Below are 16,109 nucleotides of genomic sequence, written 5' to 3'. Positions count from 1 at the left end.
CCTGTTATGCTGCCCTTCGACTCCGCTCAGGGTGACATTTATGGAATTTGAGTTCGAGCAAGTATTTTTTCACTACATCTAGTGTTTGGAGTCGTTTATTGGAGCGGTGAAATCAATAAGCCATTCATTTTTCCAAACGCATTCAAAGCTTGGGGATGTGCTTTATTTAAGCTAGTATTTCATAGCTTGGGGATCTTTCGTGCCTCAGGATGACAGGGTGCAAAAAAAAGCCCCGAAAATTTTCGGGGCTTTATCTTCTGTTTATTTCTTCGGATTTCCTTTTCCATCCATATCTACTGCCGGACGCTTGGCCTGGTTGGCCAGTTCCCATGCTGTGTAATAGGTGAGTTGCGCACGTTTGCTCATCAGTTTGAAGTTGATTTTGCTTACTTCATCGCCTGGTCGGTGGTAATCTTGTTGTAACATACCATCGTAAAAGAAAATGATGGGAATACCCAATTTTGCGAAGTTATAATGATCTGAACGATAATAGATTTGCTCAGGATCTTTTGGATCATCGTACTTATAGTCCAGCTTCATTTTAGTATATGTAGCATTTACACTTTCGCTTAGGTTGGACAACTCGCTGCTCAACATTCTCGATCCTACCGAGTAGATGTAGTTTGCAGAATCTGGCTTGCCCAAATATTCTTCGCCAATGCGGCCAATCATATCTGTGTTTAGGTCAGCAATTGTGTTTTCAATCGGGAACACCGGATGCTCCGAATACCACTCAGAACCCCATAATCCTTTTTCTTCGCCAACGACAGTCATAAAGAGGATACTGCGTTTAGGTCCTTTTCCGGCTTTTTTAGCATCCATAAATGCTTTGGCCATGAGTAAAACCCCGGTTGTGCCCGAGCCATCGTCGTCTGCGCCGTTATTTACTTTGTCAGTCGCATTCGGGTCATTAACCAAACCAATGTGATCATAATGCCCCGTAAGCACCAAAACTTCCTTTTTAAGTACAGGATCTGAACCTTCTAAATAGCCCAGAACGTTTTCGCACCTTACCGAAGTTTCGTTTTTGGTTGCGCTTGCCGAGAAGGAAACGTTCAATATTTGAGAGGCGGGAGCCTGGCTTTCTGTGATCTTTTTCTGCAAATCGGCAACAGTTGTGTTGGCGCCCTTTAACAATTCGTTGGCAACTTCGGTTGATACCGAGATGCGAGGGGCTCCGTTTTGGGCTTCCAATGCCGAAGCAGTTTTAACTAACACCCTACCTTTATTTTGAGCTTGTTTGGTGTTCTCTGTTATTCTATCAACCATCGGGTCGATTAAAATAACGGCTTTAACATTGTTATCAGCAAAATATTTCGCCCTTTCGGCCAGCATTGCCCGGTAACTCGCTCTATCGATTCTTGCACCTGGCTTTAGCGTAGGGTCGCCAGCACTAAACATCATTACAACCTTGCCCTTAATATCTGTATTGGCAAAATCGTTGTAATTATCCTTTTTAATGGCATAGCCAACAAAAGCAATTTCATCGGTTGAGAACATGAAGCCCTTATCATTGATGAGGCTTGGGGTTACGATATAATCTTTTTGATATTGTTTAGGCTGACCATTTACAGTTACGTGGCTTTCTTTTAAAGTTACGTTTACCAGGTCGATCTTTTGAAAGTAACTTCCATCAACGGGACCTTTCAATCCGATAGACTTAAAATAATCGCGAATGTAATCGGCAGCCATCCATGCGCCTTTTGTGCCGGTTTCACGTCCTTCGTAAGCATCAGATGCCAGTATAGAAAGATGTTTAAAACCGTCGGCAGGGTTAATGGCCTTACTAAACCTAATTGCATCTTTGTTTGGGGCAATTGGCTTTACTTGAGCGTAACAACTTGCTGTAAGCAACGACGCTAAGCTAAGGGTTAAGAATCTTTTATTCATTATGTAGTAAAAAGTTAGTTTAGTTTGGTTTAACAAGAGATTTTTTCCACTCGGTTCTGGTGGCGGCCGCCCTCAAATTCGGTGTTCAAAAATGTTGTTGTAATTTCTTTTGCAAGCTCTTCGGAAACAAATCTGGCTGGAATACATAACACGTTTGCATTATTATGCTTGCGTACCAATGCGGCCACTTCGTTTTCCCAGCATAAGCCTGCTCTAATGCCCTGGTGCTTGTTGGCGGTTATGGCCACGCCATTTGCAGAGCCGCACAATAAAATGCCGAAGGTGAATGCACCGTTTTCTACGGCCGATGCCACAGGATGAGCAAAATCCGGATAATCTACAGAATCTAAAGCATGCGTTCCAAAATCCTTTACCTCGTAATCTTGAAGAAAATTTTTCAAGATCTCTTTATACTCAAAGCCGGCGTGGTCGCTACCAATTGCAATTTTTATCTTATGATCAGGCATTCTTAAAATTTATGGTTCATAGTCATCCGATGAATACATGCGACATGCTTAACTCATCGGATGACTTACATTGGTGTTCAAATTTATACAGAATTATAAAATCTGTTGGTAATGTTTTTGTTAGCTAGCGTAAAACTCTTTTTCGGCTTTTTTCTTTTTTCGCTCAATGTAGGCCGAAACAAAAATACTCAGTTCATAAAGCAAGAATAATGGAGTTGCAACAATCAACATGGTCATAATATCAGGAGTTGGTGTTACAATTGCGGCAATTATCAGGATAATCACAGCGGCATATCTTCTGCTCGAACGCATGAGTTTCGGTGTCATTAAGCCCAGTTTCGAGAGGATGAAAATGATTACCGGAAGTTCGAAGATAATCCCGGTTCCGAGTGTTAATGTAGCCACCGAAGACAGGTATGAATCTACCGTAAACGTATTTTTGATTTCCTCACTTACCGTATAGCCAGTTAAAAAATTGACAGATAAGGGGCAAACTACAAAATAGCCAAATAAGATACCAATCACAAAAAGTACCGATGCGAAGAACACAAAGCCACTGGCCGATTTGCGTTCGTTTTCGTGCAGTGCCGGCTTAATAAACCGCCAAACTTCCCATAGCAGATAAGGGAAGCCGACAACAATTCCGCACATTACACAAACATTTAACTGCAGGTTAAACTGTCCTGCCATTTCAGTATTGATAATTTCGCCGTTGATTTTCGTGATACACATGTCGGCGCCCAACGAAGGAAATTTATCCACCAATTTACACATCATCCGGTAAGTCCAAAAATCGGGCTTTTTAGGTCCAAAGATGATCTTATCTAAAATAAACTCGTTGTAGTAAAAAGCGATACCAGTAAAAACGGCGATGGCAATTACGGCTCTGATTAAGTGTTTGCGGAGAACATCAAGGTGGTCAAAAAAAGACATCTCTGCCTCCAATGTAGTGCTCTTTTGTCCGATAGCTTTTGTAAGGGGATTTTTTTTCGTGTCGCTCATGTTGAAAACAAAAATACCATTCTAAATGAATAGAATGGTATTTACGTGTTAAATATAGAAATAGTTTAGAATATTATGAGAAAAGGTTGTGTATTCTGATCGAATAAACAACGATTTAATAGTAATGGCCTCTTAAAGAATGAATTTTGATAATTTGTTCTGATTCCAAAACCTCATAAATAATCCTGTGTTCAGAATTTATTCTTCTTGACCATTTACTTACCTGTAAGGTTATATTTTAATGCCTTTGGTTTTCCAATACCTTCGAAGGGAGAACTTGAAATGGCGGCGATAAGTGATTGGATTTTTTTCTGAACAGCTAAGTTGCCGGATTTTTTCCAAAAAATGAGGTCATTCTCTGCAATTTCGTCGAAAGCTATTTCCACAGATCCTCAACTTTTATGATTTTGAAGTTGCCGTCTTTATAATTTTGCTCTGATTCTCTAATCTTTGACACAAATTTAGGATTGTAGGAGCTTTCTTCTGCAGTTTTTTTAAATGACACATCTAAAGCTTTTAGTACTGCTTTTACAGCTTGCAATTGCTTTTGAGTTTTGGGCTGAACAATTAATGTTTCCATATTCAAATTTAATGAAATAATCCGAATGTTCTCTACATTAATCGATTTGATCAATTAAAGAAATTATTATTAGTTGTTCTAATCATGCTCAGCCTTCTTAACATTGCAGGGTTGCTGTAACTGAACTGGTAAACCCCGTCATCGCCAGTTACAATTAACGATTTCGGCCCAGCAATAACATCAAAGCTTTTAATGTTTTTTAAATATTGAAGCATGTTGTTCCCTATTTTGGTTTTATCGGTAATGTTAAAGGTCTTTATCCCAAAGTTGCCTTCGCATAGGAACAAGTTGTTTCCATTTACGCTCAGTCCATGCGGATTTTGCATGGCATAAACCGCAACCTGTTTAGGGCTGGTTGGGTCTTCAATATCTACTACTTCTAACTGATTCATTCCTTGTGCACAAGTATTACCGGTGCGCAATGTTACATAAGCATACCTGCCCTGAACCACAACCGGATCACAAGCAACAATGTGGCTGTAAGTAGACAGTTTTACAGGATTGGCTGGATCGGTAGCGCTAAAAATATGCATCCCTCTATTAGTGCCAATAAACAACTTGTTATCGTACGGGAAGATGGTTTCAGCACCCCAACCCAGGTTGATCGCCTTTACAAAAGTAGGGTTTGAAGCGGCCTTCACATCAAACAAGCTGAGGTCTGACGTACCAACGGTGTACAAGTAGTCGTTTAGCAAAGTAAATCTTGCCATCGAGCCGCCCTGCCCCGAAGTACCTGAACTGCCTGTGCTCGAATTGGAATAAAACGTGTCATAGAACTGCGTTCTATACGTAGTTTTGTTTACCAGGGTGTCTTTATAAATCACTACCGATTTTATGTTCCCTTGTGTAAAAAAATAAAACTGCGGGAAAACATCTTGTACTCTTTTTACTTGTTTGATCGCGTTGATATTCGAGATATCGAATGCAAGTAAATCGACATAGCTATCGGCATAAAGAATGTTGTTTCGAACGGACAAATCTACGTTGCCAGGTATCTGCAAGAACGCTAAATTAATTGGAGCGCTTGGATTGGTATTATTGTAAATGTGAATTCCTTTATTGGGTTCGTTAATAAATAGAAAATCATTGTAGAGGTATATTTTGCCTGTCGTTTTTGCTATGGTCGGTTTCGTAATACCTACTGAAAGCGCCCTCATTTGATCAGCTGAAACCATTTTGGCAATTTGTATGGTTTCGAACTCATCCGTGTTATTTTTTTTGCATTGAGTAAATATTGCCATAGCAAAAATTAATAGCAATGCGTTGGTTAGATTTTTTTTCATGATTTTGTAGGTTTTTGACTTAAACGTAGGTGACCTGCAAAACGCTACTAACTAAGGTATTATAATTGGACGAAAAAAAAGCCAGGCTTTTGCAGGCCTGGCTTCTGTCGAAAAAAAATTGACTTTTGTTATTCTTCCGAAAACTCAAAGGTTTCCATGAATTTGGTAGTGAAATTACCCGCTCTGAAGTTCGGGTCTCTCATTAACTGCAAATGGAAAGGAATAGTTGTTTTAACACCTTCGATAACGAATTCGCCTAAAGCACGTTCCATGGTGCAAATTGCTTCTTCGCGGGTTTGTGCCACGCAGATCAGCTTTGCAATCATCGAATCGTAGTTAGATGGGATTGAATATCCGGCATAAACATGTGTATCTACTCTAACGCCATGTCCGCCTGGAGAATGGAAGTTAGTGATTTTACCTGGAGACGGGCGGAAATTGTTCGCCGGATCTTCAGCGTTTATACGACATTCGATGGCGTGCATATCGGGGAAATAGTTTTTGCCCGAAATTGGAATTCCAGCTGCAACTTTGATTTGTTCTTTAATTAAATCGAAATTAATTACTTCTTCGGTAACAGGGTGTTCTACCTGAATCCTGGTATTCATTTCCATAAAATAAAAGTTGCGGTGTTTATCAACCAAAAATTCGATTGTTCCGGCACCTTCATAGTTTACGGCTTGTGCACCTTTAATTGCGGCTTCTCCCATACGCACGCGAAGTTCTTCCGTCATAAATGGTGATGGAGATTCTTCTACCAGCTTCTGGTGGCGGCGTTGGATAGAACAATCACGCTCTGACAGGTGACAGGCCTTGCCAAATTGATCGCCAATAATCTGTATTTCGATGTGGCGAGGATCTTCGATATATTTCTCGAGATACAGGCCATCGTTACCAAAGGCAGCGCCAGATTCCTGACGGGCACTATCCCAGGCGTTTTCAAATTCTTCGTCTTTCCAAACTACACGCATCCCGCGGCCACCACCACCGGCAGTTGCTTTCAAAATAACAGGGTAGCCCATCTCGTTTGCAATTGCGATACCTTCTTTTACGCTGGTAAGCAATCCTTCAGAACCTGGAATGGTTGGTACACCGGCAATTTTCATGGTTTCTTTAGCAGAGGCTTTATCGCCCATACCATTGATTTGTTCAGGAGTTGCGCCGATAAACTTAATGCCATATTCGCGGCAAATGTTCGAAAATTTGGCGTTTTCTGATAAGAAACCATAACCCGGATGTATGGCGTCAGCATTAGTTAATTCTGCTGCTGAAATAATATTTGGGATATTTAAATAAGAATCTTTACTTGGGGGAGGACCAATACAAACAGCCTCATCAGCAAAACGTACGTGTAAACTTTCGCGATCGGCGGTAGAGTAAACAGCAACCGTTTTGATGCCCATTTCCTTACAGGTGCGGATTATGCGCAACGCAATCTCACCCCTGTTGGCAATTAGTATTTTTTTAAACATTTTTTTTGATTTAGGATTACACTGATTTTTAGGGATTACCGATTTTGAAACGGCATTATCACATCAGTAAAATCAAATTAATCTGTGAAATCAGTTTCTAGATAGGTTCTACTAAAAATAACGGTTGATCGTATTCTACAGGCGAAGCGTTATCTACCAAGATTTTAACGATGCGGCCCGAAACTTCACTTTCAATTTCGTTGAAAAGTTTCATCGCTTCGATAATGCAAACCACTTTACCAGTGCTCACCTCATCGCCAACGTTAACAAACATAGGTTTGTCTGGACTAGATGAACGGTAAAAAGTTCCGATCATTGGAGATTTTATCGTAATGTATTTCGATGTATCTTCAACAGCTGGAACAGCAGGTGTAGGCGTAACCGGGGCAGTAGGAGCTGTAGCAACCGGAGCAGCAGCCTGAACAAGCGGCGCTTGTGGCACTGTAGCGTGTACAACGGTTGGCGTTTGATTTGTTTTAATCGTGATCTTGAAGTTCTCTTGCTCAATGGCAACTTCGTTTACTCCAGAACGAGAAACAAATTTAATCAGTTCCTGTATTTGTTTGATATCCATTTTTTAATCCTTGTTATGTAAAAAATAGTGTTTATTGAATTAACTAAGTTAGACTTTTTTTGTTTTATTTATGTAGAATGCTAAAAGGGTTTAAAACCTTAGACTAAAGACTCACGACTAAAGACTCTGAACTAAACAGTGTCGTAAGCCCATTTAAGGTAAACCGAGCCCCAGGTAAAACCGCCCCCAAAAGCAGCCAATACAATGTTATCGCCTTTTTTAAGTTTGCTTTCCCATTCCCATAAGCATAAAGGGATAGTTCCGTTAGTGGTATTACCATAACGTTCTATGTTTATCATTACTTTATCGGTGGTTACACCCATTCGGTTGGCTGTAGCATCTATTATGCGTTTATTAGCTTGGTGTGGTACTAACCAGGCAACATCATCAGCTGTAAGGCTGTTACGTTCCATTATTTCGGCAGCAACATCGGCCATATTGGTAACGGCAAACTTAAATACTGTTGGGCCTTCCTGGTGTGCAAAGTGTTCTCTTGCATCAATCGTTTCGTGGGTTGCTGGCTTAACAGATCCACCGGCTTTCATACCAAGGAAATCTCTGCCCGAACCGTCGGTTCGTAAAATAGAATCTTGTATGCCAAGGCCTTCTTCATTCGGCTCTAAAAGAGCACAACCGCAGCCATCGCCAAAAATAATGCATGTGGTACGGTCTTCGTAATTGATAATTGACGACATTTTATCGCCGCCCACAACTAAAACCTTTTTATGTCTGCCCGACTCGATAAAGGAAGCGCCGGTTGATAAACCAAATATAAATCCCGAACAGGCTGCCTGTAAATCGTAACCCCAGGCATTTGTTGCTCCAACCTTATCGGCCAAAACGTTTGCCGTTGCAGGGAAGGTAAAATCGGGCGTAGTGGTGCAGAAAATAATCAGTTCGATTTCCTTTGCATCAATTCCTCTCTTTTTAAGCAAGCCATTTACAGCATGAACTGCCATATCTGAAGTGCCCAGACCTTCGCCCTTTAAAATTCTGCGTTCTTTAATTCCCGTTCTGCTGGTAATCCATTCATCCGAAGTGTCAACAATGGTTTCTAACTCTGCGTTGGTTAACACATAGTCGGGAACATAACCATTTACTGCCGTAATAGCAGCTTGAATTTTACTCATTTTAAAAATCTTAGTAAATTATTTAAATGCCATTCTAATTTTTTCTACCAAGCCAGTTGTAATCATTTCTCTGGATTGGAGAACCATATTTTTAACGGCCAGCGGACTAGAAATCCCATGTCCGATAACAACAGGTGCATTTACGCCTAAAACCGGGCTACCACCGTACTGTTCATAATTAAAACGATCGAAAAACTCATCTTTCATTCCTTTCCTGATCGTTAATACATAAAATGATTCGGCTAATTTAAGCATTATATTTCCCGTAAAGCCATCACAAACAATTACGTCGGCCTTATCGTTGAACAAATCTCTTCCCTCAACATTGCCAACGAAATTAAATAGGTCTGTTTCTTTCATTAACGGGAAAGTGGCCATGCTTAGCATGTTTCCCTTTTCGTCTTCTTCACCAATATTTATTAAAGCGACTTTTGGATCGGCTATCTGCAACAAATTTTCTGCGTAAAGGCTCCCTAAAACGCCAAATTGCAGCAAAATATCGGGTTTGCAATCGGCATTTGCGCCAACATCAAGCAGTAAACCTGTGCCGCCTTTGGTTTTCGGAAGAATTGTGCATAAGCATGGGCGAAGAATGCCCGGAATGGTTTTAACGCTAAAGACAGCGCCAACCAACATGGCCCCAGAATTTCCGGCGCTCGCAAACGCATCGATTTTACCCTCTTTTAAAAGGTTAAAGCCAACAGCGATGCTCGAGTTTGGTTTCTGAACTATTGCTTTGGTGGGGTGTTCGCCCATACCAATAACTTCATCAGTATGAACGTATTCAAAATGATCTGGATTAAAGCCTTCTTCTGCGAGAATGGGTTTAATCTGTTCGGTATCGCCAATGAGTACTAAATGTTCACCAGCGTTTAGCGATTGATGAGCCGCTATTGCTCCCAAAACGATTGCTTTGGGAGCATAGTCTCCGCCCATTATGTCGAGGCCTATTTTCATAGAAAAAATCTGTCTGTGTTAAGTTAGGTTAAATCCTAAATTTTTCAGTTGACTAAGGTATGACTAAAGCCGCTGAAAACACAAACAATTTTTGAAGAAAATTACCCGATTTGAGTATTTTCGATAACCAATTTACCGTTATAGTATAGGTTACCATCAACGTTGTATGCACGGTGAGGTACGTGGATAGCACCTGTTGCTGCGCAAGTTGCTAAAGAAGGAAGCTCAGCTTTATAGTGGGTTCTTCTTTTATTTTTTCTCTGTTTCGAGATTTTCCGTTTTGGATGTGCCATTGGTGTATAATCTAATTATTTTTTTAACTTATTAAGGGCTTCCCAACGTGGGTCGCTTGTTTGTTCGTTTTCTTCTGCCTGCTTATCGATAGAGAGTTGCTCTAAACGATCGATCATTTCCTGATCACACGCTTTATCTGCCTGCTCGCAGTTTTTGATATACGGTACGGCCACGTTTATCATTTCGTATAAAGGCGCCGATATATCAATCTCGGTATCTTTACGGTTTAGCGTAATGATTTCTTCATCATCGCTTTCCAGCTCATCTTCTGCAAATTTTACAATCTGCCGCTCATACAAATTTACCGGATAGGCAAATTCAGCTAAGCATTTATCACAATCTAAATTTACTGTTCCTAAAACTTTAAACTTTAAGATCAACATGGTTTCTTGTTTGTCAAGTTCCAGGTCTACCTTTAAATTTCCACTTTTGATCAACGAATACTCAAACGCGTTAAAAAAGCGGTCATCAAGCTCATAATCAAACTGATGAACTCCCAATTTTAACCCGGTAAACGGTATCGAAAATTGTTTTAATGGCTTCAAAGTACTGTAAAATTTTAGCCTGCAAATGTATGGATAAAATAGTTAGATAAAAAATGTTTTTTAAAAATTGTTGCCACTGGTGTAGCAACAACTTCAAATGATTAATGATTGTAATTTTTTGGAAATCAGTTTGCTTGCTGTTAGGTAAGTTGTAAAACCACTGTTTGCGGAGTTTGGGCGTTCTGGTTTAACCACCACGTCAGCAGGGCCGTTATAACAAGAAGATGCTGAAATAAATCCAGCATGACGGCAGTCATGGAAAAATCTCTGCGCCAAGTGAGGTGAATTGTAATTCCACGGTTGCCATCCGAGACGTTAAGCTCGGCGGCCGGGACGGGTTACAATAAAGTACTGGAGTTACTTTTTGGTTTCCTTATGGTACAAATACGATTTTCCGTGCTGTTTAAGTAGCATTTCGCCCTTTTCGGGATTAAATTCCAGTTCCAGATTTGCGCTTCGAAAATGGAACTTGTTCTTTTCGCTACTTTTTAGCGGGAAAGACGATTGTCCGGCAGCCTGTGCGCTCAATTTGTTATCTTTTTGAGTTACTGTTATTTCTAACGGGATTTGCTCGCTTGCATACCGACCCGAATAGGCGCCTAACTGAGCTGCTGTATAATTAAGTTCACAAAAATCAGGCATGGTGAAGGGCTGGTTAAAATAGATGCTTAGCATAGCAATTGCAATGTCGTTATGGGGATAATTCTCACCATTATCACTAAAAGCAAGCGTTAAACTGTCTTTTTCGAACGATGCCACGAGCGAATGCGTTCCGTAAGTATCGCCACCGTGCCCATACCCCAGCTTTTCACCGAAGGGAACCTTCATTAGCCCCATGCCATGAGCGGGTCCCGCAGATTTTTTCATCATATTAACGCTCTTGCTGGATATGAGCTTATCATTAAATAGGGCATCGATAAAAACAATCATTTCTGTTGGTGTTGATACGATGTCGCCAACGCCTGTAATATTTGGAGGGTATAAATCGGCAATTTCATTCCACGTACCATTAAAGTAATATGATTTTGTGGTACCTAAATTTCGAGCTGTTGGCGAAAATGTTTTGGTTAGGTTCAGCCTTTTGCAAATTCGTTCTTGCAACTGCTGGCTGTACTTCTGCTTTGTAATTTTTTCTATTATTGATGCCAACAACAAATAGCCCGAATTAGAATATAACTGATCAGTGTTGGGGGCGAAATGGCGTTGCCCATACTGTATATAGCTCAAAATTTTAGAGCGAGATTGTGGTTTTGTTAAAAACGATCGATCTGATATGTCGTTTACAAAGTCAAATAAGCCACTTTTGTGAGAAAGTAATGTGCCGATCGTAATTTCCGAAGCGGCTGGTATTTTCGGAAAATACTTCGAAAGCTTTGTATCCAACGAAAGTTTATGTTCATCGATGAGTTGAAATATCATTGTTGCCGTAAACATTTTGGAAACCGATCCGATCATAAATTGCGTATTGGCGTCGTTCTTAATCTTTTTATCGCCCGAAATAAGGCTATACCCAATGGACCGTGAATATAAAACGTTTCCATTTTTTGCGATCGCGAAGGTTCCCATTGCCTGGTTGTCGGCCGAAAGACGATCAAAAAGACTGTCGAGCTTTTGCTTGTTTAACGTTTGGCCTTGTAGCTGGCTGAAACTAGCTGATAACCAAATGCAAATAGTTATACTTTTGATGGCATTGCGCATGCTTTTGAAGCTATTCATTAGATGTTAGTTATTAAGCAATACCATTTCCTTATTGTTTCTGCTCCACTCGCTCCACGAGCCTACATATAGTTTTGGGATCGACAGACCAGCGTAATCCATTGCCAAAAGCGTATGACAAGCGGTTATTCCCGATCCGCAATGTACAATCACATTTTCAGGTTTAATTTCGCCAAGGGCTGCAGTATATTTTTCTTTTAATAGGTCTGGCGATAAAAAGCGACCATCGGCAGTTAAGTTTTCGGTAAATGGAATGTTGGTTGCACCAGGGATATGGCCAGCAACGGTATCTATGGGTTCTGTTAATCCGGCGAAACGATTGGCATCACGCACATCGATTACAATATGATCTGCGGTTTGAGCTACTGTTTCTACTTCATCGATAGTCGATAAGGGCAACGCCCAGGCGCTTACTTCATATTTACCCACCGACTTTGGAACTTCGACCTTGTTGGTTATGGGGAAGCCCGCTTTAACGGCGGCTTGAAAGCCGCCATCAATTACTTGTACTTTTTCATGTCCTATCGCCCGCAACATCCACCAAAGGCGTGCCGCGGCATTGCCACCGTTTTTGTCATCGTAAACAATAACATGGCTATCTTTGGTAATTCCGAGTTTTTGCAAAACGGTGCTAAATTGTTCGGAGGTTGGTAAAGGATGGCGACCGCCGACTGCAAAATCGCCAATATTGGCCAAATCTTCATTAACATCGGCAAATAATGCACCGGTTAAATGCTGCTCATCGTAGCGTGCTTTCGAACCTGCGCTGGCATCGATAAGTACAATTTCTTCATCCTGGTTAATCCAGGTTAAATCTTCGGGCTTTATAATTGGGGAAAGTTTAAACATGATCAGTTTTTTTGTTTAATAAGGCTAAAATACCGAAAACAGGTCCGATAGCCAAAATCATATAAATATAACGCGAATTAATCTCTTTGGCCAAAAGATTGATTACCTGGATGCTCACAATGGTAATGGCAAAACCAATACAGTTAACCAGCGTTAATGATGTTCCCCGTAACGCCTCGGGTGCGTGCCTGGCCACCAGTGATGAAAATAACGGTGAATCTGCTGTGCCTGATAATCCCCATAAAAATAAGAAGGCAAGGAAAAAAAAGGCCGAGCTGGTAAAGAGGAAGATCGGCGAAAGCAGGCAACACAAGCCTGATAACGAAAGCGCGATGGCAGCAATATTTTTGGTGCCATATTTTTGCGAAAGCAATCCGCCGAGCATACAGGAAAGACCGCCCGACGCAATCACCAAAAATGAAAACAATGGGATATTTAGTGCTGCAAATGGATGTGTGCTGTTGTAAAATAGCAGCATAGACGGTAGAAACGCCCAAAAAGTATATAACTCCCACATGTGGCCAAAGTACCCGAATGCTGCGGATCGAAATTGAACGTTCTTAAATCCATCCAAGCAGGAATTAAACTTGAATTTTTGCCCGGCTACCCGATGTGGGCCATTTGGAACAAGGAGCCTGATGCAAATTGCGCCGGCAAATGATAACGCTGATGTGGCATAAATAACGTATTGCCATGGAAAATATCCGGTGAAGGTTTTGAGCAAATGCGGAAATGCTGTTCCAAAAACGAGTGCGCCGACTAAAAAGCCTAACGATTTTCCCAATCCATCTTTAAAGTAATCAGAAGCAATTTTCATGCCCACGGGATAGATTCCGGCAAGCATAAAGCCCGTAAGAAAGCGGAACAACAACAGCATATGCACATCATTGAATGGGATGCATACAGCCAAATTGAACGCTGCTGCGATTAACCCACAGGTGAAAAACACTTTCGAGGGTGAAAAGAGATCGGAAATGGCCAAAACGGCAAAAACTAACGTTCCGCTGATAAACCCGAACTGAACCATGCTGGTTAGGTTGGCCAATAAGTTCGGCTCGGCAGGGAAAAGCTTAATAATATCGGGTAACACCGCGTTACCAGCAAACCACAGTGAAGTGCAAAGGAATTGCGAAACTACAATAATTGGTAATATGCGGCGGGTAGATTTATTGCTGTTCATTTAGAAAGGATTGACCGCTGAGGTGTGTTTCTAACTTAAGCTAGCTTTTAGCTTGAAGCTTTCGGCTCCCGACTTCGGACTCCCAACTCCCAACTCCCAACTCAAAACTCCCCACTTAAGACGCATCGTCTTTAATGTCGAACTGTGTTTCAACCACTTTTCCGCCTGTGCGCAACTGGTTACTCAACATTTCCTCTTGTTCCCGGCGGTTTTTAACAATGTGGATGGCAGAAAATAACGCTTCGGTAAAAGAAGTCGCATCGGCAAGATTTTTACCTGCAATGTCGTAGCCCGTTCCATGATCGGGAGAGGTGCGTACGAAGTTTAGGCCAGCCGTGTAGTTTACACCATTTTCAAAAGCCAATGTTTTGAAAGGAATTAAGCCCTGATCGTGATACATGGCCAAAACGGCATCGAACTGTTTGTAACTGCCATTACCGAAAAACCCATCGGCGGGGTAGGGACCAAAAACCATTATTCCTTTGTTGTACGCTTCCTGAATAGCCGGCGTTATAATTTCAGCCTCTTCTTTGCCGAGCAAACCATTGTCGCTGGCGTGCGGATTTAACCCTAAAACGGCGATTTTTGGCTTTTCGATCCAGAAGTCTTTTTTCAAACTCTCATTAATCAGCTTTAACTTGCCCAAAATTTTCTCTTTTGTTATCGACGTTGCAACGTCTTTAACGGGTATGTGGCCTGTAACTACCCCCACACGTAAACCTTCGCTTATTAAAAACATCAACACATCCCTGCTACCGCTTTTTTGTTGCAAATATTCGGTATGCCCGGGAAAAGCAAAAGTTTCCGATTGAATGTTGTGCTTGTTTATTGGGGCGGTAACTAGCGCATCAATATCGCCATTTACCAGGTCGGCAGTTGCTCTTTCCAAAGATAACAGTGCGTATTTACCGCCGGTTTCTGTTACCTGACCAAGCTCGATTTTTACATCTTCTTCCCAGCAATTAATCATATTTGCCTTTTTAAACTGGGCTTGATTGGCATGATTAATTACATTAAAACTGAAATCGCCAAGCCCATTAGCTTTCCTGTGGAAAGATGAAACCTTGGTATGACCATAAACAATCGGAACACAGTAATTTAAAATAGCAGGGTGAGAAAGCGTTTTAATAATCACCTCTAAACCTATACCGTTTACGTCGCCTATACTAATGCCAATTTTAAGTTTATTGCTCATAATTACTGGGAATTTTAGCGCAAATTACTGATTTTCGTTTAAAGCGACGCTTACCGGATAAAATTTACTTATTTTGTAAGAAAATTCAGTCACCGAAACATCGTTGATACGGAAATGAAAAAAGAGTATTTTTCTAAATATTCGCTCCGTGATTTCGGCGCTTCGTGGCAAAAAATGGAACGATGAGTTTAGTAAAGGCGAAAAAACATTTAGGGCAGCATTTTTTAACTGATAAAGGCATTGCCAACCGCATTGTAGAAAGCTTGATCAGTACCGACAAGTACAATCAGGTTTTAGAAGTAGGGCCTGGAATGGGAATCCTTTCAGATTTTTTGCTTCAACGCAGCGATCTTCAAACTTATCTAATCGATATTGATACCGAATCTTTCCATTTTTTGAATGAAAAATATCCGGAGTTGGGCAACCGCTTAATTAATGGCGATTTTTTGAAGTTAGATTTCGATGCTATTTTTCCCGATCGGTTTGCCATTATTGGTAATTTTCCTTACAACATTTCCTCGCAGATTTTATTCAAGATTTTAGATAATCGCAATAAGGTGGTCGAAATGGTGGGGATGTTTCAAAAAGAAGTGGCCCAGCGTTGTGCAGCACCAGCCGGAAATAAAGAATACGGCATTTTAAGCGTTTTTTTGCAGGCTTACTATAAAATTGAGTATTTGTTTACTGTTAAACCGGGCACTTTCAACCCGCCGCCAAAGGTTCATTCGGCGGTAATTCGCTTAACCAGAAACGAAGTGGAGACGTTAGATTGCGACGAGAAACTGTTTTGGCGTGTAGTGAAGGCCGGTTTTAACCAACGTAGAAAAACGCTGCGCAATGCCGTTTCGGCCGTTATGCCAAAAGATAAAATGGACGATCATATTTATTTTGAAAAGCGTGCCGAGCAATTGACGGTCGACGATTTTGTGGCATTAACGCAGCATGTAAGCGAGCTGATGCAACGATAAACCTTTA

At 41.0% G+C, this 16,109-nt stretch carries 18 protein-coding genes; 1 reads left to right on the top strand and 17 read right to left on the bottom strand.

Annotation, left to right across the window (positions count from 1 at the left end; translation table 11 throughout):
- Positions 1-261: 261 nt before the first annotated feature.
- The 17 genes from IZT61_RS11240 to pdxA form a co-directional block, all read right to left on the bottom strand.
- Positions 262-1,890: a M28 family peptidase gene (locus IZT61_RS11240; protein ID WP_196097005.1), complete on the bottom strand. Its 1,629-nt coding sequence runs from the start codon at positions 1,888-1,890 to the stop codon at positions 262-264.
- A gap of 29 nt (positions 1,891-1,919) precedes the next feature.
- The gene (rpiB, locus tag IZT61_RS11235) at positions 1,920-2,357 is read right to left on the bottom strand and encodes a ribose 5-phosphate isomerase B (protein ID WP_196097004.1); all 438 of its coding nucleotides are present in this window, start codon (positions 2,355-2,357) and stop codon (positions 1,920-1,922) included.
- Between the two features lie 120 nt (positions 2,358-2,477).
- The gene (tatC, locus tag IZT61_RS11230; RefSeq protein ID WP_196097003.1) at positions 2,478-3,359 is read right to left on the bottom strand and encodes a twin-arginine translocase subunit TatC; all 882 of its coding nucleotides are present in this window, start codon (positions 3,357-3,359) and stop codon (positions 2,478-2,480) included.
- A gap of 115 nt (positions 3,360-3,474) precedes the next feature.
- Positions 3,475-3,540 carry a hypothetical protein gene (locus tag IZT61_RS22445; RefSeq protein ID WP_262895720.1) on the bottom strand — a complete coding sequence of 22 codons (66 nt, stop codon included), beginning with the start codon at positions 3,538-3,540 and terminating at the stop codon, positions 3,475-3,477.
- Between the two features lie 34 nt (positions 3,541-3,574).
- Positions 3,575-3,745, bottom strand: a complete 171-nt coding sequence (locus tag IZT61_RS22440; protein ID WP_262895694.1) for a type II toxin-antitoxin system YoeB family toxin — start codon at positions 3,743-3,745, stop codon at positions 3,575-3,577.
- Positions 3,736-3,939: a DUF2683 family protein gene (locus IZT61_RS11220; protein ID WP_196097002.1), complete on the bottom strand. Its 204-nt coding sequence runs from the start codon at positions 3,937-3,939 to the stop codon at positions 3,736-3,738. The genes IZT61_RS22440 and IZT61_RS11220 overlap by 10 nt, the downstream gene beginning before the upstream one ends.
- A 50-nt stretch (positions 3,940-3,989) precedes the next feature.
- Positions 3,990-5,222, bottom strand: coding sequence for an LVIVD repeat-containing protein (locus IZT61_RS11215; protein WP_196097001.1), 1,233 nt, complete (start codon positions 5,220-5,222; stop codon positions 3,990-3,992).
- Positions 5,223-5,350: 128 nt separating this feature from the next.
- Positions 5,351-6,694 carry an acetyl-CoA carboxylase biotin carboxylase subunit gene (gene accC, locus IZT61_RS11210; protein ID WP_196097000.1) on the bottom strand — a complete coding sequence of 448 codons (1,344 nt, stop codon included), beginning with the start codon at positions 6,692-6,694 and terminating at the stop codon, positions 5,351-5,353.
- A 97-nt stretch (positions 6,695-6,791) separates the two neighbouring features.
- Positions 6,792-7,268: an acetyl-CoA carboxylase biotin carboxyl carrier protein gene (gene accB / locus IZT61_RS11205; protein ID WP_196096999.1), complete on the bottom strand. Its 477-nt coding sequence runs from the start codon at positions 7,266-7,268 to the stop codon at positions 6,792-6,794.
- Between the two features lie 131 nt (positions 7,269-7,399).
- On the bottom strand, positions 7,400-8,398 hold the full coding sequence (locus IZT61_RS11200) for a beta-ketoacyl-ACP synthase III (protein WP_196096998.1): 999 nt from the start codon (positions 8,396-8,398) through the stop codon (positions 7,400-7,402).
- A gap of 18 nt (positions 8,399-8,416) precedes the next feature.
- Complete coding sequence (gene plsX, locus IZT61_RS11195) at positions 8,417-9,355, bottom strand: phosphate acyltransferase PlsX (RefSeq protein ID WP_196096997.1); 939 nt, start codon at positions 9,353-9,355, stop codon at positions 8,417-8,419.
- Between the two features lie 101 nt (positions 9,356-9,456).
- Entirely contained in the window at positions 9,457-9,648 is a 192-nt protein-coding gene (gene rpmF / locus IZT61_RS11190) for a 50S ribosomal protein L32 (RefSeq protein WP_196096996.1), read from the bottom strand.
- A gap of 15 nt (positions 9,649-9,663) precedes the next feature.
- Complete coding sequence (locus tag IZT61_RS11185; RefSeq protein ID WP_196096995.1) at positions 9,664-10,194, bottom strand: YceD family protein; 531 nt, start codon at positions 10,192-10,194, stop codon at positions 9,664-9,666.
- 357 nt (positions 10,195-10,551) lie between these two features.
- The gene (locus IZT61_RS11180) at positions 10,552-11,910 is read right to left on the bottom strand and encodes a serine hydrolase domain-containing protein (protein ID WP_196096994.1); all 1,359 of its coding nucleotides are present in this window, start codon (positions 11,908-11,910) and stop codon (positions 10,552-10,554) included.
- 6 nt (positions 11,911-11,916) lie between these two features.
- Positions 11,917-12,759, bottom strand: coding sequence for a sulfurtransferase (locus tag IZT61_RS11175; RefSeq protein ID WP_196096993.1), 843 nt, complete (start codon positions 12,757-12,759; stop codon positions 11,917-11,919).
- Complete coding sequence (locus tag IZT61_RS11170) at positions 12,752-13,939, bottom strand: MFS transporter (RefSeq protein ID WP_196096992.1); 1,188 nt, start codon at positions 13,937-13,939, stop codon at positions 12,752-12,754. Before IZT61_RS11170 ends, IZT61_RS11175 begins: the two co-directional genes overlap by 8 nt.
- A gap of 115 nt (positions 13,940-14,054) precedes the next feature.
- Positions 14,055-15,134 carry a 4-hydroxythreonine-4-phosphate dehydrogenase PdxA gene (pdxA, locus tag IZT61_RS11165; protein WP_196096991.1) on the bottom strand — a complete coding sequence of 360 codons (1,080 nt, stop codon included), beginning with the start codon at positions 15,132-15,134 and terminating at the stop codon, positions 14,055-14,057.
- A gap of 182 nt (positions 15,135-15,316) precedes the next feature.
- On the opposite strand from pdxA, the gene rsmA reads away from it, so the two are divergent.
- On the top strand, positions 15,317-16,102 hold the full coding sequence (gene rsmA / locus IZT61_RS11160) for a 16S rRNA (adenine(1518)-N(6)/adenine(1519)-N(6))-dimethyltransferase RsmA (RefSeq protein ID WP_196096990.1): 786 nt from the start codon (positions 15,317-15,319) through the stop codon (positions 16,100-16,102).
- Positions 16,103-16,109: the final 7 nt, after the last annotated feature.

Origin of the sequence: Pedobacter endophyticus (assembly GCF_015679185.1) — a bacterium.
Taxonomy (GTDB): Bacteria; Bacteroidota; Bacteroidia; order Sphingobacteriales; family Sphingobacteriaceae; genus Pedobacter; species Pedobacter endophyticus.
This window is presented reverse-complemented; position numbering and strand designations above follow the sequence as displayed.